This is a genomic window from Paenibacillus sp. RRE4 (genome assembly GCF_031844205.1).
Taxonomy (GTDB): Bacteria; Bacillota; Bacilli; order Paenibacillales; family Paenibacillaceae; genus Paenibacillus; species Paenibacillus xylanexedens_B.
Genome location: NZ_JAUZUT010000001.1, coordinates 362,489 through 382,606 on the forward strand (window position 1 = coordinate 362,489; position 20,118 = coordinate 382,606).

The 20,118-nt window shown below is 49.0% G+C and carries 24 protein-coding genes; 23 read left to right on the forward strand and 1 reads right to left on the reverse strand.

Annotated elements, in window-relative coordinates:
• Nucleotides 1-29 precede the first annotated feature (29 nt).
• From Q9R46_RS01555 to Q9R46_RS01570, 4 genes are all read left to right on the forward strand, one after another.
• Nucleotides 30-488, forward strand: coding sequence for a VOC family protein (locus Q9R46_RS01555; RefSeq protein ID WP_145333210.1), 459 nt, complete (start codon nucleotides 30-32; stop codon nucleotides 486-488).
• Nucleotides 485-1,195, forward strand: a complete 711-nt coding sequence (locus tag Q9R46_RS01560; RefSeq protein WP_311278700.1) for a VOC family protein — start codon at nucleotides 485-487, stop codon at nucleotides 1,193-1,195. The genes Q9R46_RS01555 and Q9R46_RS01560 overlap by 4 nt, the downstream gene beginning before the upstream one ends.
• Before the next feature lie 134 nt (nucleotides 1,196-1,329).
• A complete protein-coding gene (locus Q9R46_RS01565) occupies nucleotides 1,330-2,289 on the forward strand; it encodes a hypothetical protein (protein ID WP_397386316.1) in 960 nt (319 codons plus the stop codon).
• 305 nt (nucleotides 2,290-2,594) lie between these two features.
• Entirely contained in the window at nucleotides 2,595-4,298 is a 1,704-nt protein-coding gene (locus tag Q9R46_RS01570) for a DUF4127 family protein (protein WP_311278702.1), read from the forward strand.
• A gap of 95 nt (nucleotides 4,299-4,393) precedes the next feature.
• Here the strand turns inward: Q9R46_RS01570 and Q9R46_RS01575 are convergent, their stop codons facing one another.
• The gene (locus Q9R46_RS01575; protein ID WP_311278703.1) at nucleotides 4,394-4,870 is read right to left on the reverse strand and encodes a hypothetical protein; all 477 of its coding nucleotides are present in this window, start codon (nucleotides 4,868-4,870) and stop codon (nucleotides 4,394-4,396) included.
• Nucleotides 4,871-5,275: 405 nt separating this feature from the next.
• Between Q9R46_RS01575 and Q9R46_RS01580 the strand changes: the two genes are divergently transcribed.
• From Q9R46_RS01580 to Q9R46_RS01670, 19 genes are all read left to right on the forward strand, one after another.
• Nucleotides 5,276-6,184 (forward strand): hypothetical protein, encoded by a 909-nt coding sequence (locus tag Q9R46_RS01580; protein ID WP_311278704.1) that lies wholly within the window; start codon nucleotides 5,276-5,278, stop codon nucleotides 6,182-6,184.
• A gap of 199 nt (nucleotides 6,185-6,383) precedes the next feature.
• Complete coding sequence (locus Q9R46_RS01585; protein ID WP_090918345.1) at nucleotides 6,384-6,584, forward strand: YqzN/YkzM domain-containing protein; 201 nt, start codon at nucleotides 6,384-6,386, stop codon at nucleotides 6,582-6,584.
• A complete protein-coding gene (locus Q9R46_RS01590) occupies nucleotides 6,584-8,047 on the forward strand; it encodes a phage tail sheath subtilisin-like domain-containing protein (RefSeq protein ID WP_311278705.1) in 1,464 nt (487 codons plus the stop codon). Before Q9R46_RS01585 ends, Q9R46_RS01590 begins: the two co-directional genes overlap by 1 nt.
• Nucleotides 8,048-8,247: 200 nt before the next feature.
• Nucleotides 8,248-8,655 (forward strand): phage tail tube protein, encoded by a 408-nt coding sequence (locus Q9R46_RS01595; protein WP_145333219.1) that lies wholly within the window; start codon nucleotides 8,248-8,250, stop codon nucleotides 8,653-8,655.
• A gap of 156 nt (nucleotides 8,656-8,811) precedes the next feature.
• Nucleotides 8,812-9,246, forward strand: a complete 435-nt coding sequence (locus tag Q9R46_RS01600) for a phage tail assembly chaperone (RefSeq protein ID WP_095288941.1) — start codon at nucleotides 8,812-8,814, stop codon at nucleotides 9,244-9,246.
• A gap of 14 nt (nucleotides 9,247-9,260) precedes the next feature.
• Entirely contained in the window at nucleotides 9,261-9,404 is a 144-nt protein-coding gene (locus Q9R46_RS01605) for a hypothetical protein (protein ID WP_167433730.1), read from the forward strand.
• Nucleotides 9,405-9,429: 25 nt separating this feature from the next.
• Complete coding sequence (locus Q9R46_RS01610) at nucleotides 9,430-11,181, forward strand: hypothetical protein (RefSeq protein WP_311278706.1); 1,752 nt, start codon at nucleotides 9,430-9,432, stop codon at nucleotides 11,179-11,181.
• 56 nt (nucleotides 11,182-11,237) lie between these two features.
• Nucleotides 11,238-11,870 carry a LysM peptidoglycan-binding domain-containing protein gene (locus Q9R46_RS01615; protein WP_311280922.1) on the forward strand — a complete coding sequence of 211 codons (633 nt, stop codon included), beginning with the start codon at nucleotides 11,238-11,240 and terminating at the stop codon, nucleotides 11,868-11,870.
• Complete coding sequence (locus Q9R46_RS01620) at nucleotides 11,867-12,856, forward strand: XkdQ/YqbQ family protein (protein ID WP_311278707.1); 990 nt, start codon at nucleotides 11,867-11,869, stop codon at nucleotides 12,854-12,856. The genes Q9R46_RS01615 and Q9R46_RS01620 overlap by 4 nt, the downstream gene beginning before the upstream one ends.
• Nucleotides 12,849-13,259: a hypothetical protein gene (locus Q9R46_RS01625; protein WP_311278708.1), complete on the forward strand. Its 411-nt coding sequence runs from the start codon at nucleotides 12,849-12,851 to the stop codon at nucleotides 13,257-13,259. The genes Q9R46_RS01620 and Q9R46_RS01625 overlap by 8 nt, the downstream gene beginning before the upstream one ends.
• Complete coding sequence (locus Q9R46_RS01630; protein WP_311278709.1) at nucleotides 13,252-13,707, forward strand: DUF2634 domain-containing protein; 456 nt, start codon at nucleotides 13,252-13,254, stop codon at nucleotides 13,705-13,707. Before Q9R46_RS01625 ends, Q9R46_RS01630 begins: the two co-directional genes overlap by 8 nt.
• A 4-nt stretch (nucleotides 13,708-13,711) precedes the next feature.
• Nucleotides 13,712-14,851 (forward strand): baseplate J/gp47 family protein, encoded by a 1,140-nt coding sequence (locus tag Q9R46_RS01635; RefSeq protein ID WP_311278710.1) that lies wholly within the window; start codon nucleotides 13,712-13,714, stop codon nucleotides 14,849-14,851.
• Between the two features lie 101 nt (nucleotides 14,852-14,952).
• On the forward strand, nucleotides 14,953-15,543 hold the full coding sequence (locus Q9R46_RS01640; RefSeq protein WP_311278711.1) for a YmfQ family protein: 591 nt from the start codon (nucleotides 14,953-14,955) through the stop codon (nucleotides 15,541-15,543).
• The gene (locus Q9R46_RS01645; RefSeq protein ID WP_311278712.1) at nucleotides 15,543-16,781 is read left to right on the forward strand and encodes a tail fiber protein; all 1,239 of its coding nucleotides are present in this window, start codon (nucleotides 15,543-15,545) and stop codon (nucleotides 16,779-16,781) included. The genes Q9R46_RS01640 and Q9R46_RS01645 overlap by 1 nt, the downstream gene beginning before the upstream one ends.
• A 25-nt stretch (nucleotides 16,782-16,806) precedes the next feature.
• A complete protein-coding gene (locus Q9R46_RS01650; protein WP_311278713.1) occupies nucleotides 16,807-17,226 on the forward strand; it encodes a phage tail terminator family protein in 420 nt (139 codons plus the stop codon).
• 30 nt (nucleotides 17,227-17,256) lie between these two features.
• Nucleotides 17,257-17,502 carry a YqzN/YkzM domain-containing protein gene (locus Q9R46_RS01655; RefSeq protein ID WP_311278714.1) on the forward strand — a complete coding sequence of 82 codons (246 nt, stop codon included), beginning with the start codon at nucleotides 17,257-17,259 and terminating at the stop codon, nucleotides 17,500-17,502.
• Nucleotides 17,502-18,818: a phage tail sheath family protein gene (locus Q9R46_RS01660; protein ID WP_311278715.1), complete on the forward strand. Its 1,317-nt coding sequence runs from the start codon at nucleotides 17,502-17,504 to the stop codon at nucleotides 18,816-18,818. Before Q9R46_RS01655 ends, Q9R46_RS01660 begins: the two co-directional genes overlap by 1 nt.
• Nucleotide 18,819: 1 nt before the next feature.
• Nucleotides 18,820-19,278, forward strand: a complete 459-nt coding sequence (locus Q9R46_RS01665; RefSeq protein ID WP_311278716.1) for a phage tail tube protein — start codon at nucleotides 18,820-18,822, stop codon at nucleotides 19,276-19,278.
• A 297-nt stretch (nucleotides 19,279-19,575) separates the two neighbouring features.
• Nucleotides 19,576-19,998, forward strand: a complete 423-nt coding sequence (locus Q9R46_RS01670) for a phage tail assembly chaperone (RefSeq protein ID WP_145333229.1) — start codon at nucleotides 19,576-19,578, stop codon at nucleotides 19,996-19,998.
• Nucleotides 19,999-20,118 lie beyond the last annotated feature (120 nt).

Consider the following 20,118-nt stretch of genomic DNA (forward strand, 5'->3'; position numbering starts at 1 on the left):
TTTAACGAAATAGAAGGAGGGGACACAGCATGATTAAAGGATTATTTGAAACCCATTTGAACGTTACAGATCTACAAAGATCACATCATTTCTACGAGAAGGTACTTGGATTACCTCTTGCTAGTGAAAACCCGGAACGCAAATACTTATTTTATTGGATTGGCGGTGAACGCCATGCCATGCTCGGGCTGTGGGAGAAGGAGCCGGCGCAGGTGCAGCGTCAGCACTTTGCTTTTCAAGTATCTCTGGAAGATATGCAACATGCCGTTGAATACCTGGAAAACAAGGGTATCGCCACCCGTAATTTTCTGGATGACGATATTGGGGAGTTATATGTCTTCGGCTGGATGCCCGCGGTTGCTGTTTATTTTGCCGATCCGGATGGTCACTCGTTAGAATTCATTGCTTTGCTGCCAGACGAAGCGAAGCCTGAGCTTGGCTTGGTGCCGTGGAGTGAATGGGAGAAAATGCATGGGAGAAGTATATGATCATTGAACAAGTATTGTTTTACACCGTAAAGCTGGAGGAACTGCGCCAGTTCTACGGGGATACGCTGGGCATGAAGGTGTCCGCGATTAATCCATTGGAGGAAGCATTTACTTTGTGGGCCGGGAGCACCAAAATGATATTCAAACAGTGGAACACCGCATCCGAAGCAGAGAAAAAGGGTATCAAACCGTTCTATCATTTTGCCTGGATGATTCCGACGAATCAGTTTCAGCAAGCGAAGCAGTGGGCAGCGTTGCGGGTAACGCTAAGTACAGATGGAGAGCGGGACCAGACTTACTCAAACAATTGGGATTCGCATTCGTTATATTTTGAAGACCCGGCCGGGAATATCGTGGAGCTGATTGCTCATCATAGGGAAAACAACGAGCAGGAGCGTGCATTCTCGGTGGCAGATATCCTGCAGGTGTGCGAGATCGGGCTGGTTTCGGAGGATGTTCCGGCAGCCGTGCACGAATTGGAGAAAGCGGGACTATCCCGCTGGGGCGAGGGGAGCGATACTTTCTCTCCGGTGGGTGACCGAAACGGTTTGTTTATTGTGGTGAAGAAGGAACGTGTCTGGTTTTTCTCGAAACGTAAGGCGCAGATTTTCCCGCTCGAAGCAACGATACATCAAGTGGGCAAGCTTCGTTTCAAGGGGAACGACAGCAACTTTGCAGCATATTCTGCCACTGAAGTGTCCATATAAAATATCTTTAGATCAGATATAGTGCAAATGGAATAAGTATCTGAACTCCGTCATGTTATAGAAGTAAACGCTTTTATTTTGGTTAGAGATCAGGCGGTCCGGCTTGTAGCGAGGCTTCCATAAGTTGAAGGGGGATGGCAGACTTGGATCGACGTTTGTTGGAAGAGGGACTAGCGACAATGGCGTCCAGTCGGGAACGCACAGGTGATCTGTGGCATGCCCATTATGGGGCAGGGGCAATTGCTGCTTACTTTTGGGTGCGGGAAAATCGTCTCACAGCCCTTGCGGCTGGCAGCATTACCGCCGAAGCAAAAGCGATGCTTCGCCAGCATGGGACACATATCAGTCATACCGCTTCACCAAGTGCGGGCATGCCGTTAGAAGAAGCCGAAGCGCGTATTACAGATGCGCTGGAGCACACGATTGGCGAGTTGCACTGGGTAGGACACCAAGTGATCTATGGAGCGATTAGTCTCAAAGCCATTCGTGAACTGGAAGGATGGGGCACCGTAGAAGAAATAGAGCAGATTGCTCGATTAATTGAGTCGTTTGAACGTACGATCCCAGGCAGATCCTGGGTGAATACAACGGTGAAAGAGATTCGCCATATGCAACTGGATGAGAATGACAATTTTCCTGAGATGTTGCATCCGATTCAGCTGTCTCAGTTCATTCTGGAGGAACTTGGGGCGTTTCGTACAATTTATCAGGCGGAAGCTCACCATGACCTGATCGGTCATATGCTTACCTACGGACATGCGCTGAACATGCTTTATGAGCTAGGTTATCAGGCTCTATTTTATAAAGGCATTCCACCTTTTCTCAAAATGGTCAAGGCCCTGCGCCAGAGCCGTCATATGGATATGACGCAAGAGGCAGCTACGCTGCAATCGCCTGTGGACGTGCTGCCATTAGCCCAAGCTGAGCGATCACGTGCACTTCCGCATGAGTTGGAATACTGGTTGACGGATCGGCGCTGTCGTGACTGGTATGGCGGGCATATATTCAAATTTCCGTTCAGCTTCTATCACCATGCCAAACATGAGGAACCTATGCCTGAAATTTGGGAGAAATTCCGTTATATTATTGCGTGAACATGGATCAGTCTGAATAAGCCGCACCCCATTTCTCATAAAACCGACGACAAATCGGCGTAATTCATCCGCAATACCGTCTGCATGAGGGAGAAAAGAAGGTAAGATGATATTATCGGATCAGAAGCAAGGGGAGCAACGTGTAGCATACAGTGTACAAAGTCTAGACGATGTGCAAGAGACAGAACAGTAGCTCACACACGAAAAGATCAGGCCAGCAAATGCTGGTTTTTTTTCATTTCGGTGATTGCCCCCTTACCCTGATCGGGTATTGAAGAATATCAAAAAACAGGAGGCTACATGATATGAAAACAGTATTGTATGTACCACTCGATGATCGTCCGGCGAATCTGGATGACGTCATTGTACAAGGAAAAGCAGCCGGTCTTCACATCGTTACACCCAACCTGAAAGATATCAAGAACCGTTTGGATACGAAGAAGACGACCGACGGCACAACGCTGCTTGGCACTTCGACACCCATCTACGGGAATCCGCCCAACATCTATGATTTCATTGTCAAACATGCAGCGAAGGCAGAGGGTTTCATCATTTCAGCGGATATGCTTGCTTACGGTGGATTGATCGGCAGTCGTCAGCTTCGCGAAAACGGCGGGGGAACGTATCCGTCATATGACGAGCAAACCACTCATTTGCTGGACGTCATTCGAATCATTAAAACGAAGTACCCTCGCAAACCGCTGTTTGTGATGGATACGATTATGCGGCTGGCAACGACTTCGTTTGCAGATGGATTGGCACTGGATGCGTATAATGAATCTCGCTCTCTGATGCAACAACCACGCCAAACCTTTACGGAGTTTGAAGATATTATTCAAGGATACAACGTTTCTCCAGATGGAGTAGAGTATGGGGAAACCACATATTTCGATAAACCCAAATACTACAATACAAGACAGCACAAGTTCAAAACGAATCGTTACATTCTGGATCAACTGGCTCGTACAGGATATATTGATTTCCTTGCCGTTGGTGTGGACGATGCGAATACCCAAGGGGTTCAGATCAACGAGATCAAGTATGTCGAAGCGCGGATTGACGAATGGCTTGGCGGTACGGATGGACAGAACCCGGATCGTGCGATTATTTTGCCGGATGCCGATGGACTGGGACATGCTTTGGTCGCACGGATGGCCAACCAGTTATTCAGAGGTGGGGCTAAAACGAAATATGGCGTGAAGTATTACGGGCCACACGGCTCGACGATCATCAACACCTATGAATATATGGACGTACACCAAAATGTGGTGCACCACGTCGATATCGTCGGCGGTACATTGGTGGAGGATGAAGCAGATGCTGCGGTGGATATGGAGATCATCGCCATTACAGCGCTCGATCAGGTGCAGGCGGCGGTGGAGCGTTTGGCAACGAATGGGGAGCAGGGGTTGCCTTCGATCCTGATTGATTTTGTGGGTAAAGGACCTGCAAATGTCGATGTGGCTGAAGCGTTGCTGAATAGTCCATATACCGGACGCGTACTTGGATACAGTGCCTGGAATACGCCGGGGAACAAAATTGGACTTGCGGTTGGCATGGCACAATCGAGATTTGCGCTGATCACTACGGAAAAGCATGAACATAAGTTGCGGGATGCAATGAATGCCCACGGATCGCTGTTGTTCAAACGTTTCCTGAAGGACTACAGCTACAAAGCGGTAGCGATTGCCGATGTTCGCACCTATTCGCGTGCGCATGCCCTGTATACCAATGTGGCAACACTGGCGGATCAGAATATGGTGCTGTTTAACTCGGAAGAGGATTACGCTCATCTGCAGAGCTTGTTACGCGATCTCATGCAGACACACACCGCTGAACTGGCAAGCAAACCGGCTTTCGGGCAAGGTAATCCGGCCATCCGCCAAATCTGTGACGGCCAACTAACGTATGCCACTTATAACGGTGCGCTTTTGGAATACAATAACCCTGATTTCATCTGGGGACGTGCGTTCGAAATTACACTGAGCCCGCAGGTGAGGATGAATTAAAATCATGTTTTAGCATGACAGAGGAAATGGGCTGTAATTCAAGTTGAGAACGAATAAAGCGAGCTACTCATGAACGGTAGCTCGCTTTCCTATTCTCAATTCCAAGCAATTATAATGACGAATATCATAGCTGCAACAAAAGAAAGTATGAGAAATGATTTATTATTGTAACGCTTATGTGCGATCCATACCCCATAAGAAGACATGAGTGATGATATAAAGAAACAGAGGTAAAACAACGTTCCTTCTGGAGAAAATAGAAAAGCAATATTTGTAAGGTTCCAAAATCCAGAAAGAACAGGGATAGAATATACGGGGACAATGGCAACCAGTGCGAATAACAGCGTTTGTGTCCAAAGAAAGTACTTCTTCATGCATTTCAATAGAAGAATGGATAAGAGAAATAATAATAAGGTTACGGTGAAAAAAGAGGGGGCGGTCCACATCAGAAGTTGTCCCCAGCCACTCGTTTTTTCATTATAAAGTAGAAATAAACTCAAGCTATAAGTTACTACGCCTGCTAGATAACTTGAGATAAACACCCAGATGTAGAATAGGTCAGATTTCTTCATTTAATCGCCTCCACTCTAATAGAACACGATTACTTTATTAAGGGTATGTTTTTATCATGTAAATGTCTATCTTTATGAGAAAAAAATCACATAAGAAGTGTCGTCTTTTTACCTCCCAAGCTCCGCCCTTATTCGCGCACAAGTCAACCCAATCACCATCCGCGCTAGGGGAAAAAGGCTGTAAGATTGTATTATCGGATCAATTGCCGAGGGACACACCGAAAGCACATACGCTAATGTACAGACCAGCCAATACGGCTGGTCTTTTTGATGCGGTAAGATTGTCCCTGCATTTTGATCCGGTTTCTACATGGAGTGTGGAAAAGGGGGAGTCCCGAACTGCCACGTGGTTGCTGTAACATGCGGGCAGTATTCATTTTTACGGCGGAAGGGGGCGAAATGAATGTGTCTATTAGCACACGTATTAAAAAGACGTTAAAGCAGAAGCTTGCGGCTCTTATACCTGCTTGGGAAGGCCGAGTGCAGAATATTCCTGCTTCGGGTGAAGTATTGTCAGGTCCATGCGCAGTTGTTGCTTTTGCCGAAGAAGTACCGAAGTCAGCTTGGGCAGGATACAGGCGAATCATCAAGATTTCACCGTATGCCCGATCGGAAGACGGGGGTGCAGAGCTGGTGGAGGTCTGGTCAGCAGCGTTAATCGCAGGCTTGCATCAGGTGCGGCTGGAGGATGAGGAAGGTGGAGCTTTTACATGCCTCTATCTGGGTTCTACGGATAGCGACCGTGCAGATGTTGCCTCAGGTTTGGTCACACGTAGTTTGCGCTTTGGTGTGTACGTTCCTGAACCGCAAGGTGCCGCCCGGAATAGCCCTGTCATGGGTGATCCTTGGCTTGCTGCATTGCAGCTTTGGACAGCGAACAAGCTAGGATCGAACTGGTCTGTGTATGCCAATAGTTGGCCAGGTGGGTATAGGATGCCGTCTGTACTGTGGCGATTAAACGGGAACAGTACCGCATTGGCCGGAACATCGGCGCTTGAAGTGCGCAAACAGTGGATCGGGCATGTTCTCACCGATGATACGAGTCTGACGGATCAGGCGGCAAGTCATCTGGTCCAGCAATTGGCACTTCAATCGCGGATTCCAATGACTCCATTGGATAGCGAAGAAGCTGGAGCTAACACGATGGGCGAGAGTCATACACGTTATGTGACAGTAGATGAGGTAACAGCGGATTTGCAAGCCGATGCGTATCTGAATGGACAGATTCGTCTGACATTAACACAGCGAATCCGTCGTCCGGTTACAAGTGCACCGCTTATGCGTGAGATCCACCATAACAAAGGAATAGAGTAAAAGTAAGTCCAGAGAAGCTATCACTAATGGGTAGGTTCAGATCGTTTTATGTCGTAACTATCGTAGCTTTTGTAGACTGATTAGTTTCAGAAAGACTGCTTCAAAGTAAATATTTCATAGATTTATAGCTTATAGATCAAACGTTCATAGGTGAGACGATATCATTTGAACTTTGTTAAACCAACGAGGTGAGAAATACATGGCAAGCTTTTTGAAAAAAAAGTTACCGGTTCTCCCGCAGTATACGCGGGCTGAACTGATGAATCATTCGGAAGCTCTCTTTGCCGTGAAGGCTGAGGTGCTGGCTGGTGCGCTACACGAAGCGGCGCACCAGACGTTTTCCATTGAAGAAGCACAGGCAAGAATCAACCAATTTTTGAAAGCGAAGGTGAATGAATAATGGCAGGTGGAACTTGGGAACAAACAAATCGTCCGGTCCTTCCGGGATTGTATATGAATTTTCAGGCGGCGGCGTCTTCGACAATTCAGGCAGGCAGTCGTGGAACGGTCGTTGTGCCGGTCAAGGCTAACTGGGGTCCGGTGGGCACGTTTGTGGAAGTGGGCAGTGAAACAGCAATTGAACGTACATTTGCGGCAAATGCACTGGATAACGGTACGGCCTATGCGTCTTTGAAGCTGGCTTTACTTGGCGGACCGAAGAAACTGCTCGCTTATCGGGTGGCAAGTTCGGTAGCGAAAGTGGCTACGCTGACGTTGAAGGACGGCGGTGGTGTGGATGTGCTTCAGCTCGATGCAAAGTACCCGGGCGACCGTGCGAATAGCTTCTATGTAACGATTCAGCCGGGTGTTATCGACAATACGAAGTTTGAAGTGCGCCTATTTGAAGGCAACCGCATGCTGTACGCTCTTTTGACTGCGAATGTTACAGCGGAAGCCCTTGCTAAAGAAATTAACGCTGATGAGCAAAATCTATGGATCACGGCTCAGGCGATTGGAGAAGGGACTGGGGAGGTTGCGAACGTATCGGGTGCGGCTTTCAAAGGCGGCGTAAGTGGCAATGATGCACTGACGAATGCGGAGTACATTGCTTTGCAGGGCTCGCTGGAAGGCGAACAATTTGATGTGCTTGCCCTCGATCATGCGGCGGATGCAGCGCTCCTTGCGAGCTTTGCGGCGTGGGTCAAACGGGTACGCAGTGAAGGCAAGCCAGTCATGGCTGTATTCGGTGGCTCTACGGCAGACGATACGTCCGCTTCGGCAGCTCAGAAGGCTGCAACGCGCTCCCTTACGCTGAACCATGAAGGTGTGATTAATGTGGGCACGGGCGTGCGTTTGGGTGATGCTTTCTATAGCTCCGCACAGACCTCGGCTTATGTTGCGGGTCTTATCGCCGGACAACGTCTGAACGAATCCACGACATATGCGGCAACACCGTTTGATGATGTTACACGTCGCTGGACACGCGCCGAACAGGAGCAGGCTGTACAGAATGGCGTATTTATTTTCTTCCACGATGGACGCCGGGTTAAAGCTCTTCGTGGCGTGAATACTCTGGTCACCCCTGCTGCCGGACAGAATAATGCGTGGAAAAAAATCCGGTCCATCCGGGTCATGGATGCGATCAATACGGATTTGCAGCGCTCCGCAGAAGATACGTATATCGGTAAAGTGAACAATACCGAAGAAGGTCGTCAGGCACTGATTGGTGCGATGAAGGCTTATTTGGCGTTGCTCGCACAAAGTAATGTTATCGAAGCCGAAGGGTATGATGTTGTCCTCGACCCGGCATATTACGGTGATGCACCTGCGCTGAAACCGGAAGCCGATCAGGTATTCTTGCAATGGAATGTGAAGCTAACGGATGTGATGGAGCAACTGTTTGGTACGTTTTACGTGCAATAAGGTAACAGGCTTGAAAGCAGGCTAACAGGCTAGTAGATCGTTTTGTAAAAAAAAGTAGAAGGATATGTTGAGTGGTTGGTTTACACAAATAACGGAGAGGACAGCGAAATTCCAGGGATACAGTGATTCGGAGGACTTCTGATGGCATCGTTATGATGTGTGAACAATAACCACTCAACCATAATAAGGAGGAAATAACCATGTTGGATGCATCAAGAGTGATTCTCGGTACCCACGGTCAATTGCATATGGATGGTGTGTGGCAGACCAATATTAACAAGCTGGAGGCCAGCGTAGAGATTGAGAAACGTGAGCTGAATCTGGTCGGCAACGAGTGGAAGGTTCACAAAAACGGTGCTAAAAAAGGCACAGGTACGATGACAGGTTACAAGGTTACGTCCGATATGATCAAGCGCGGCTTTACCAAATTTCAGATTATCTCCAAACTGGACGATCCCGAGTCGTACGGACATGAAAGTGTACTGTTGAGAAATTGCATGGTGGATAAAATTCAGCTGGCGAATTGGACGGCAGGCGAGGAAGTGCCGGAAGAAACGGGCTTTACCTTTGAAGGGTTCGAATTGCTGAATCCGATTGTAGCGAACTGATTTTTATGAAATGTTACTGAACTTGTTAACAGCAGGCAAGGACATTGAAACAGACCGGGAACCTCTCGGTCTGTTTGGTGTCTGGAGATGATTATGAAATACACACGGAAGCACATCAAATTCAGAGAATAGATGAGAAAAAGGAGATTTTAACCGATGAGTATGAACGAAAATATGTCCGAAGAGCAGATTTTGGATCAGTTGTTTGAGGCGGCAGAACGTCTGCCAGAAGAAAATGTACGTATCCAGCGTCTGGATCTGCTACTCACCTTGCGCGGATTGACGTCTTCCAAAGTGGATCAGATTCGCGAGCGCTGTACAATTCGCAAAACGACAAAGGGGCGCACCGAGGAAAAGGTGGATACCGAAACGTTTAATGCCCTGCTGATCTCCGAGGCTACGGTGAAAATGAATGTCCGCGGACTGGAACTGTCCGGCTGGGGAGACAACCGAATCACGGGACGTATGAAGTTGTCAGGTGGAGAGCAGGCGGTGCGCCGTATGTTGCTGGCTGGTGAACTGGATGCGGTTGGGGACAAAGTGCTCGAACTATCCGGCTTCGGCGTGGAGATTGAAGACCTAAAAAACTGATTCACTCCGGCGGGATGACCACGTTCTTATATCACATGTGGGTGCGTCATCATCTCCGTCCCGGAGAGTTCTGGTCTTTGCCACGCGGGGAGCGCTCGCTTTTGCTTGCTTTCTCGGAAGAAGAGATGGCAGCGCTAAGTGCTCAAATGAATCGTTAATTGAAAAGGCCAGGAGGTGAAACAAATGGCAGAAATGATTATCGGGTTATCCCAATCCAACACACAAATGAAGACGATGCTTCGTTACCTTGATCAGATTCAACGCTCTACGGATCGTTTAAACCGGGTGCGTTATCAAGGGTTGATCAAAGTGAACAATGAGCTGAGAACTACCGGACGCAGACTAGAGAGCATCTATAGTACCGCTGTCCGCTTGAGCCGCTTGCGAATTACTCCGAGAATTGGATTGGATGATCAGTTAAGCCCGGCTTTGGATCGTGCGTTGATCAAACTGAACAGCTTCCGTAATCAGCTAGTGAAGGCTTCGGGAACAGTATCGGTCGAGGTAAAGCAAAAGGTTGAAGTTGCGATAGGGAAAATGACGCCGGCAAGTGGACCTTCGTTGGCGTTGAACATTGGGAACAACAATAATACAGTAAAAAATGTGGCGAAGGAAGAAGATCCTAAGAGTTGGTTCGATACGTATCTCATTGAACCTGCTGAAAAGGTGAACAGTTTGTTTGATGTATTTAATAATGTTAAAGGAATTTTTGACAATTTCAAAAAGAAAAAAGAAGAACCTCCTGCTTCAGATCCAACGACGAGTCCTGCAGCTAAATGTTGCTGTTGTACAGGTGGAAAGATAAGTAAAAATCGCAGAGTCCGTTCTTCGAATACGGATGGTGGTAGTTCAGATCGGGGTAGGCGAAATTACCGAAGTGGACGAAGATCAAGTAGTCGTACGAACCGGGGCCCATCACCAATACCAAGTCCAGTACCTGATACCCCAACTCCTCCAGCCGATCGCAATCGTAATAGAGGAGGAGGGAGAAGAAGAATCCGCGGGGGCGGTCGTTTAGGTTTTATGGATAGTTCATTGGGGTCTTTAACTGACATGTTGTCTGGTAACGGGTTGATGGACAATTTAAGTGGTGGCTTTGCCAAAGGTGCAAAGAAATTGCTTGGTCCAATCAGCATGCTGGCAGATGTGGCTAATATCGCCAATGCACCAGCTGAGGAAAGAGGCCGTGCTGTGGGGAACATGATTGGCGGAACGGCGGGTACTGCGATTGGTAGCGCAATTGGTAGTTTTATTTTGCCAGGAATCGGTACTTACATTGGTGGTGCTGTTGGAGGTTGGGCTGGTGGTGAAGTGGGGGGCTGGATTGGAGATAAGGCGAAGGATATCGGTAGCTTTGTATCCAATGCATCGGAAGGTTTAGGCAACGCGTTATCTGGTGCTGCTGACTTCGTCTCTGAGAAAACAAAGAGTCTCACTGAGGGATTTTCTAATTTCTTCGGTTTTGGATCGAACAAAGAAGAACAGACTACTCCACCTGTAACCGTTGCTTCAAACCCTTCCGTACCGACAGCACCTCAAATGCCGCCAGCGTACAGGCCAGAATTTCTATCGATCACCGGACCCGAAGCCTATATGAACAATCGATTGGGCTCACCGACGGCTGCGGGTCTTATGGGAACAAGTGTGATGCAATCCCAAGCGAAAGCTATGAATAACGCAGGTCAACCGAATGAGAAAGCTTCGCCGCTCACCGTGCGTATTTCCGAAGAACAGATGAGCAGTCTGGCAGGTTACCTTAAGGATTTTAAAACGGAAACGACCAACCAGATTTCGGTGAATATTGCACCGGGTACGGTACAAGTGACCGTTCGGGAGAACGCAATTGATTATGACGCTGTGACTCAACAGGTGGGGCAACGGATCTCGAACGAGTTCCGCCGGGCAATGCAAAACCGCAAAACGATTATGGCCTAAGCAGAAAGGAGGCCGCTGATATGTCTGTACTTGAGGATAAAGTGGGTCCTAACAAAATGTCGTTCACGTTGAAGGATGGTAGCACTTCGTTTCTATTCCCGGTGAACCCGGAAGAAGTCAACATTTCCAGATCCAAGGGGTACGAAACGATTAATATGCTGGAGCATGGCGAGTTTGATTTTGCGCAAGGGGAGAAGGTGAAGGAAATCACCTTCTCTTCTTTTTTTCCGAAACAATATGACCCGTCCTATTGCATGGACGAAAAGGATTTTCCTGATCCACGCGTAGCGCTGAATGTGCTTAACACGTTTCTCATCTCCAAAAAACCGATGCGTTTTATCATAGCAGGAACCGGAGTGAATGTACCGGTGTTTCTGATTTCACTCAATTCGAGTTTTCGCGGCGGGGAGACGGGAGATATATATTTCGACCTGACCCTGCGAATCTGGAGAGATTCCAAAGTGGAGAAGGTGGGTTCGGGTGCTGCTGGTAGCAAGTCTGGTTCACGTACCGATCTGAAAAAAAGTAGCAAGACGTATACCGTCAAAGCCGGGGATTCTCTGTCTAAAATAGCCAAGCTTGAGCTCGGAAATAGTTCCAAATGGAACGAGATTTACAAGCTCAACTCGAAAATCATCGGCAGTGATCCGAACCGGATCAAGCCGGGGCAAAAGCTGGTGATGCCATGACCTACAAGGTCATTGTCGATGACAAATATGATATCACCAAGCTGGTGGAGACGATTACGTTGAAGGACTCGCTCGACCAAATCGCCTATCAAGCGAACATCCGGCTGGCCGTGTCTGCTTCTTCAGGTCTTCCTGCGATTTCACCGGGCATGGCGGTGCGGATCAGCGGGGTTCCTTTTGGCGAAAAATCAATGGTCTATCTTCTCCATCCAGCGGTCATTTGGGAAGCGGAAAGCTCGAACAGTGGCACCAAGCGATTGTCCCTCACGGTCTACGACCGAATGATTTATCTTGAGAAATCGGAGGACGAATTCCTGTTTCCCAAGGATCAGACGGCAGTGCAACGGCTCAAAGCATACGCCAAGGAATGGAAAATCCCGCTGATTGCTCTGCCAGAGATCAAGACCAAGCTGGGTAAGGCGGTGTATCGGTCGCAGACGATTTTTTCGATGATATTTGCTGACCTGAAAGAAACAGCCAAGTCTGGGGGAGACATGTACCACCCACGGATGACGCCAGGCGGGTTACAGTTATTCAAGGTAGGTAGCAACACGAAGGTGCACGCGCTGGATCGGCTAATCGATTTGACGCAGATGCGCACACTCGAAGGCGCAGTCACGAAAGTCAAGGTGATGGCAGCGTCTGAGTCCGGCGGTAGCGGTAAAGAGGTGCCTTCCAAAGTGCTGGCGATTGAGCAGAGTGATACAGAGCAACTGGGTAAATTGCAAAAACTGGTCGAGGACGATCAGGTAAAAACAGCCGCCGCCGCAAAAAAACTGGCGAAAAGCAAGCTGACAGGCATACAGGAGACGTTTACGATCTCGGCTCCAGATATCAACACGATTCGCGCAGGAGATGCGGTCATGTTGAAAGGTTTGAAGCTGATCGTCATGTCTGTCAGCCGGGATCTTTCAGCCGGACCGGGCACGATGACGCTTGAACTGGGCACGGCGGAGCTGGTGAAAAGGAGGTTTTACCTTGAATAAAGAAGATCCGTACGGGCAGTTTGCCGACGTGATGCGGGGAGCGATGAGCACACATTCCCGTCAGGCCGTGAGTGGTATGGGCGCAGTGCTGGGTACGATCACGGCGTCCGGTGTGAAGCTGGACGATTTCAAGCACGAAGTGCAAGATTATCTCGTGGCCGAGCTACCGGGCACGCTAGGGTTACCGGAGCGCGAGCAGGCTGGCGCGATTTCCGGGATATCTGACGTGGCGGGCGGCGGTACGACGGGCACGGGACGGTTTCTTTTGCAAAAAGAGGAAGTGGAAGAAGCAGTCTGGTCTTTGGGCAGAGGTTTGAAAGCCGGGGATCGCGTGCTGGCGATGCGGGTGAACGGCGGGAACGATATTGTGGTGCTGTGTAAGGTGGTGAGTGCGAATGCCTAGTTTGTTTCCGGAAACGGGTATGGTCTGGGGAGATGAAGAGGACCTGTCGGGTGCGGCCTCGGAAGAAGTGCGTTTTGGGCGAAGCTGGCGCTATGACTATGATGCTGGTGATTTTGTGCTGACTCCAAGTGGCAAGGTGGCTGCGGCAGACGCACATGAAGCGTGGGTACAGTGGTGTATTAAGGCAGTGAAAACTCCGCGGTACAGACATGTGATCTATTCTCGGGACTACGGTTCGGAGCTGGAGGATCTGGTCGGTCAGGGGGATAGCCGCGGTGTGATGGAAAGTGAGATTGCCCGGATGGTGACGGAAACGCTGCTGGCCGATCCACGTACGGATGCGGTGGACCAGTTTACGTTTGATTGGGACCGGGAGCAGTGTGTATTTACGTGCCGGGTGATGAGTGTGCAGGATGAGATGTTTATTCTGGAAAGTGAGGTGATCTGACGGGATGGCTGAGATTCCGCGTTATTTGGAGGACCAGACGGAGGAACAGATTATGCAGCGCATGCTGGATCGTCTGCCCGCGGATCTGGACAAGTCGGAAGGTTCGTTTTTGTGGGATGCGGAGGCTCCGGTAGCTTTTATGCTGTCCGAGGCGGCGCTTTGGGCGCAGGAGTTACTGCGGCGCGGATTTGCCAGTACGGCGGCGAGTAGTGATCCGAATTTTCGTTCGGAGGAGCTGGATTTGCGGGCGGGGGAACATGGCATTACGCGCCGGGCGGCGGTTGCGGCACAAGGCACCGTGAAATTTACGGGTGTGCCGGGGAAAGTCGTGCCAGCAGGGACGGTTGTAGCTACGCTCGCGGATGAGGTGTCCGGTGAAGCGTCGCTGGAATATGAAACGGTGGGCCGTGTGGAGCTGGATGAGGATGGTCTGGGGAATGTAGGTGTACGTGCGCTTGTTGCTGGAAAAGAGAGCAATGTACCCGCAGGCACGTTAATCGTGCTGTCTACACCGGTAAGCGGCGTGACGTCTGTGGTGAACATGGACGTCATCAAGGGCGGTGCGGACATTGAGGCGGATACCGCGCTGCTGGAGCGCTTTTATGCCAAAGTCCGCAACCAGGGTACAAGCGGCAACAAGGCACAGTATGTGCAATGGGCCAGTGAAGTGCCGGGCGTCGGGGCAACACGGGTGATCCCGCTATGGCAGGGGCCGGGCACAGTTGGACTGTATCTGCTCGATACGGACAAGCGTGCTGCGGGCACCGATCTGGTGGCAGCGGTGCAAAAGTACGTGGACCCCACGCAAGATGGACAAGGTGAGGGCGTTGCCCCGGCTGGACCTGTGGTGACGGTGATGCCGGCAGAGGAAGTGCCGATGAACATTCAGGTGAAGCTGACGCTGGCAAGTGATGCCACGCTGGCGGATGTCCGGGCATTAATCGAGCGCGGGGTTACCGCGTATTTGAAGCAACTTGCATTTGCCGATCCACTCGTACGTTACACTCGTATTGCTGCGATTCTGCTAGACATCCCACCGATTATCGATTATTCGGAGCTGACCGTAAACGGCGTAAGTGACCAGAATATCGAGATGACCACCAGCCAAGTGGCTGTGCTGGGGACGGTGGATGTGCATGAGTAATGTAGGGGGAGAGTTAACGGATGCGATTCAGAAAGTGAATGGAGAAGAACAGCCGAGTGAGTGGCTTCCCACAGATGTGAAAAGAAAGGAGGACACAGGACATGAGTGCTCCTTCTGTTGTACATGCTGGACTGACGAGTGAAAAGGGGCGGGAAATGTTTTCGTATCTGCCCCGATATTATGAGACTTCGCGTGTGATGCAGGCCGATATGCAGGCCAAGGGCAGTGAGATGGATTTGCTGTACCAGGCTCTGGACGAGACGCTGGAGCAGTTTTTTGTCCGCACGGCGACATGGGGGCTGGACTTCTGGGAGCAGGAGCTTGGTATTGAGACGGATCGTCTCAAACCTGTAGAGCAGCGGCGTGCTGTGGTAGAGTCTAAGCTGCGCGGAGCAGGTAAGTTTTCGGGCAGGCAGGTCGCAAATGTGGCCGAAGCGTATGCCGGGGGCAAGGTGGACGTTACATTCCAGCCGGAAGCATGGAGTTTTACGGTGAGTTTTGTGGATACGATGGGCATTCCACCCAATATCGATGATCTGAAACGTGCCATTGATGAACTGAAACCGGCCCACATGGCCGTGGAATATAAGTACCGTTATCTGGTCTGGGACGATCTGGACAAGAAGCAGAAAACTTGGGATGAACTTGATGCCGCGTCCCTGACGTGGAATGAACTGGAGGTGTGGGCATAATGCCACAGGAAACCGATCGATTGAAGCTACCTCTTCCCTTGGGGAACGAGACAGTAACGAGAGAGAGTATTAACAGGATTTTTGAAAAGATTGATGCAGGCGTTGCAACACGTGAATCCATCCTTATATCTGCGGGCTCTGATCTTAATAGCTATATTACAGAAGGAGAGTATTATTGCCCAACGAATGCCACAGCAGGAACTTTAGCTAATTCCCCAGTAGGCGTAGCTTTTCATTTGACGATAGAAAAACATGCTGGTGTGGTCCAGACTCTAACAACCTTTGAACCCAGTAACCTGCAAGTTTTTCAAAGGAACTACTATGTGGGCTGGGGTCCGTGGAAAAAAGTACCTACAAGGGACGATATTGAAGAAGTAAAAGAGTACACCGATCAGAAAGTCGGTGAAATCGTTATTGATGATGCATCCTTAAAAAATAAGGGAATCGTCCAACTGTCCAATGCAGTTGATGGTACCCGTGAAGATCTGGCTGCTACGGAGAAGGCGATTAGGGATGCGAGGGTTGCAGCTGAAACAAATGCGAAAAATGCGAGTCTACCAAAGTCAGGAGGCTCATTGGTAGGGGATGCGGGAGTGTTAAATCTTGTTGGATCAACTCATGTTTACCAAAGTTTTTTGCCAGCAGGTGTTAATGCAGGGAGGAAGGGCTACATTGGCTTTGGCACTCCCGGTGGAATTGATTTGTCAATTGCGAATGAATATGGCGGAGAACTGATTTTTAGAGATAAGAATGGTCCTACAACTCTTTCGGATTTAAAGTCATCTGTCAGTAGTGGGAAAGCGAGCATTGCTGCCGCCATTACTGGCAAAGGTATTCCAACGGCAGCGGATGCTTCATTCCTCACGATGTCCAACAATATAAGCTCACTTAGAACTAGTATAAAATTTAAAAGTGCTACATTTCCTGCTTCAGGAGGAACCATCTCACCTTTATCTTTTAAGCCCTTATTCTTACTAGTGCAAAGTTCATCATATCGTGAAGTTGGCGGTATGATTGGAAGTGTTAGATCCAATGGTAATATTTTTGCTTGGTTAGACGAAAGTAATACTTTAAAGAGGAGTGCCCCCGTAAGTGCAATTGCTGGTATTAGCACTCCGGAATCATCAAACTTCGATTTTTCCTATGTTGAGTTTGGAGAAAGAAGTGTGAATTTCGGAGTTCAATACTATGCTCGATCTAACCAAAATTCTTTAGAGTGTTTTGTCTTTGGTCTATAGTTTTAAATTAAAAAGGAGGTGAACCATGACCACAACCCAACTTACCAACGCCATCGCGGCAACACTATCACATCATCTCCCTAATATCCCAATCCAGCCTGCAACAGGAGCAATAGCTCCAGACACCCAAGGGCTAACTTACCGCTTACTTGCTGCCAAACTCACTCGTGAGCGCAGTGATCGATTCGTGCAATCTCACATCTACGAGATTCGGTGGCTGGATGGGAGTAACATTCCGGAGGACTTGCCAGACAAGCTCTTTGAAGCACTGGAGACGATTGAAGTGGAAGGTACGCCCTATCGAGCAACGGAGCTGCGATGGAAGGCTTGGGGAGAGACACCCAAACTGTGGGTGTATTACACGATGCGAACCACCAAAGTGTCGGAGTCCTCCGGCCCAATGAAGCAGCTGGAACAACGACCAACTGCTTTGAAATCATCATAGCAGGATGAACTTATTTTAGGGGGACTTATTATGAAAGGAATAGGAGGCGCGCTCGCGATGTTTACCAAGAAAGAAACTGATCAAAAGAAGAACCTGGAAGAAACAGAACAGCAGCATAACGATACCGAATATAAGAAAGAGCAGTTTGCCGAAGCCCGGCAGTTTAGCCGGTTGGAAAAAGATATTTTGGCAGCTGTTCTATCGAAAGAGAAAACGTACACCGTGCAAGCAGCACAGCAACACATCCAACAATTTATGAATGGGGAGGCACAATAATGGCTGGAGGAACATGGACAACTCAAAATAAGGTACGCCCCGGCGTATATATGAATTTTGCATCAGAGGGTACTTTGCCCGGTACAGTGGGAGAGAGGGGAACGGTGGCTTTGGCACTTCCGCTGTCTTGGGGACAAGCAGGTACAATCTTGACGGTACAGGCAGGTGATGATGTAACTTCGAAGCTTGGTTATGACTGGACAGCACCACAACTCTTGCTGATTCGTGAAGCGTTGAAACGTGCACAGACTCTACTTTTATATCGTCTTAATGCAGGAACGAAAGCCAAAGCCACATTGGACACTCTTACAGTAACTGCTCAGCATGGCGGTGTTCGAGGAAATGATCTGGCCATTGTCATTTCAGCAAATATGAATGAGCCGGAACACTTTGATGTATCTACTTTGCTGGCAGGCAAAGAAGTACACAAACAGACGGTGTCGAACATTGGGCAACTGCAATCTAATGCATTTATCACCTTCACTGGCGAAGGCACGCTCACGAATACGGCTGCTCTTCCGCTAACAGGTGGAAATGATGGTACATCTACCAACCAGGAGCATGCCGATTTCCTGAGCAAACTGGAAGTACTTGATTTCAATACGGTTGGCCTGATCTCGGATGATGCAACACTGAAGTCTGTTTACACCGCATATATCAAGCGTTTGCGCGATATCGAGGGCAAGAAGGTACAACTTGTGCTTTCCAACTATCCAGCCGCGGATCATGAAGGTGTCATTAGTGTGAAAAACGGCGTTGTGCTTGCGGACGGTACCGCGCTTACACCGAAACAAACGGTAGCTTGGACTGCGGGTGCAACGGCAGGGGCTAACCTAAACGAATCTCTAACCTTCCGTGCGTATGACGATGCGGTAGACGTAAACGGACGGTTGACACACACTGAGACAGAGGCGGCACTGCGAAACGGTGAGTTTGTATTCACAGCGAGCAGCAACCGAGCGCTGGTTGAGCAGGATGTGAACACCTTCCGTTCCGTAACACCGGATAAGGCGCGTCATTTTGCCAAAAACCGTGTAGTTCGTGTTCTGGATGGCATCGCAAACGATATGAAACGTATTTTTGAATCCTATTACATCGGCAAAGTAAACAACAACGAGGACGGACGTAGCCTGTTCCGCTCCCAATGTGTCACCTATCTGAAGCAGCTTCAGGATATTGGTGCGATTCAGAATTTTGACTCCAAAACCGATATTACCGTGCTTCCGGGCAATGAAACCGACAGTATTTTGATCGAAGTACAGGTACAACCTGTGGATTCCGTTGAAAAAGTATACATGAAAGTGAAGGTGGTTTAAGATGGCATTTTTGAAAGCAAGCGACACGATTTCCGGCCAAGAGGGCCGTGCATATGCAACCATTAACGGACAGACGGAAGAAATGTTCTATGTGAAGACACTCGAAGCAACGGTGGAGAAACAAAAAGCAGAGGTTAAAACTCTGGGTCGCCGTGGCGTGCAGCACAAAGCAACAGGCTGGTCAGGGTCGGGCTCCATGACGATTTTCTATACAACTTCCCGTTTCCGTGCGCTGATGCTTCAGTACATGCAAAATGGCGTGGACACCTACTTCGACATTCAAGTGACCAATGAAGATCCTTCGTCCACTATTGGCAAGCAGACGGTGACTCTCAAGGGTGTCAATCTTGACAGTGTGATTATGGCATCTCTGGATACCGAGGCGGAGGCGTTGGAGGAAGAAGTGAGCTTTACGTTTGAAGATGTAGAAATGTCAGCATCCTTTAATCTACCGAAGTAGGCAATATATGCGGTTCACGCGTACACCAAGATAAATAATAAATAATGGAGCATTGGTTTTGTAAAAGGAACCAGTTCAACTTGCCTGTGTTACGGGCTATTTGGCATTTTCATATTCTTCACCGGATTTTCCCCTTCAAAAAAGGGATCAAAAAATCCGGGGATAACAGCGATTGGAAGGTTATTCTGTCTTCCGAGTGGACGTGTAAAAATCTTTAGTTAACTTAATAACCTAATATAACTGCTCTTCGCCGCTTCTTTGCGGCGGGGAGCCTTAACTTAAGAGGAGGAACTAAACATGAGTGGATTGAGTATGTTTTTTGCACAAAATGCGGTAGCGGATACAACAGAGGAATTTATCGTCTCCCCTCGTTTCAAAGATGACAAAGGTGCACCGGTTGCCTGGAAACTGCGCAGCATGACCGAGGACGAGAACCAGGAATGCCGCAAGGCGGCTACCCGCAAGATCAAAGGTAAAAACGGCGTATACACACCCGACATTGATGCCAATGATTACATGGCTCGTTTGATGACGGCAAGCGTGGTATACCCGGATCTGAAGAATACCGAACTGCAGCGTTCCTACGGCGTAATGGGGGCAGAGTCACTTTTGCGAAAAATGCTGTTGCCTGGGGAATTTGCTTCGCTTGGTGAACAGGTACAGAAGCTGAACGGTTTTAATCAAGACATGAACGAACTGGTGGATGACGTAAAAAACTAATCAAAGAGGGCGATTCCGAAGCCAATCTGGCTTATTACGCTCTCCATGAATTAAAGATTTTGCCGCATGAGCTTATGGCCTTCTCCATGCGAGAACGAGCAGCCATCTATGCGATGATTC

Excerpts from the sequence above, each read along its gene's own strand:
- Q9R46_RS01555 (WP_145333210.1), top strand. The coding sequence starts at position 30 with ATGATTAAAGGATTATTTGAAACCCATTTGAACGTTACAGATCTACAA.
- Q9R46_RS01560 (WP_311278700.1), top strand. The coding sequence starts at position 485 with ATGATCATTGAACAAGTATTGTTTTACACCGTAAAGCTGGAGGAACTG.
- Q9R46_RS01565 (WP_397386316.1), top strand. The coding sequence starts at position 1,330 with ATGGCAGACTTGGATCGACGTTTGTTGGAAGAGGGACTAGCGACAATG.
- Q9R46_RS01570 (WP_311278702.1), top strand. The coding sequence starts at position 2,595 with ATGAAAACAGTATTGTATGTACCACTCGATGATCGTCCGGCGAATCTG.
- Q9R46_RS01575 (WP_311278703.1), bottom strand. The coding sequence starts at position 4,870 with ATGAAGAAATCTGACCTATTCTACATCTGGGTGTTTATCTCAAGTTAT.
- Q9R46_RS01585 (WP_090918345.1), top strand. The coding sequence starts at position 6,384 with ATGGCAAGCTTTTTGAAAAAAAAGTTACCGGTTCTCCCGCAGTATACG.
- Q9R46_RS01590 (WP_311278705.1), top strand. The coding sequence starts at position 6,584 with ATGGCAGGTGGAACTTGGGAACAAACAAATCGTCCGGTCCTTCCGGGA.
- Q9R46_RS01595 (WP_145333219.1), top strand. The coding sequence starts at position 8,248 with ATGTTGGATGCATCAAGAGTGATTCTCGGTACCCACGGTCAATTGCAT.
- Q9R46_RS01600 (WP_095288941.1), top strand. The coding sequence starts at position 8,812 with ATGAGTATGAACGAAAATATGTCCGAAGAGCAGATTTTGGATCAGTTG.
- Q9R46_RS01605 (WP_167433730.1), top strand. The coding sequence starts at position 9,261 with ATGACCACGTTCTTATATCACATGTGGGTGCGTCATCATCTCCGTCCC.
- Q9R46_RS01610 (WP_311278706.1), top strand. The coding sequence starts at position 9,430 with ATGGCAGAAATGATTATCGGGTTATCCCAATCCAACACACAAATGAAG.
- Q9R46_RS01615 (WP_311280922.1), top strand. The coding sequence starts at position 11,238 with ATGTCGTTCACGTTGAAGGATGGTAGCACTTCGTTTCTATTCCCGGTG.
- Q9R46_RS01620 (WP_311278707.1), top strand. The coding sequence starts at position 11,867 with ATGACCTACAAGGTCATTGTCGATGACAAATATGATATCACCAAGCTG.
- Q9R46_RS01630 (WP_311278709.1), top strand. The coding sequence starts at position 13,252 with ATGCCTAGTTTGTTTCCGGAAACGGGTATGGTCTGGGGAGATGAAGAG.
- Q9R46_RS01635 (WP_311278710.1), top strand. The coding sequence starts at position 13,712 with ATGGCTGAGATTCCGCGTTATTTGGAGGACCAGACGGAGGAACAGATT.
- Q9R46_RS01640 (WP_311278711.1), top strand. The coding sequence starts at position 14,953 with ATGAGTGCTCCTTCTGTTGTACATGCTGGACTGACGAGTGAAAAGGGG.
- Q9R46_RS01645 (WP_311278712.1), top strand. The coding sequence starts at position 15,543 with ATGCCACAGGAAACCGATCGATTGAAGCTACCTCTTCCCTTGGGGAAC.
- Q9R46_RS01650 (WP_311278713.1), top strand. The coding sequence starts at position 16,807 with ATGACCACAACCCAACTTACCAACGCCATCGCGGCAACACTATCACAT.
- Q9R46_RS01655 (WP_311278714.1), top strand. The coding sequence starts at position 17,257 with ATGAAAGGAATAGGAGGCGCGCTCGCGATGTTTACCAAGAAAGAAACT.
- Q9R46_RS01660 (WP_311278715.1), top strand. The coding sequence starts at position 17,502 with ATGGCTGGAGGAACATGGACAACTCAAAATAAGGTACGCCCCGGCGTA.
- Q9R46_RS01665 (WP_311278716.1), top strand. The coding sequence starts at position 18,820 with ATGGCATTTTTGAAAGCAAGCGACACGATTTCCGGCCAAGAGGGCCGT.
- Q9R46_RS01670 (WP_145333229.1), top strand. The coding sequence starts at position 19,576 with ATGAGTGGATTGAGTATGTTTTTTGCACAAAATGCGGTAGCGGATACA.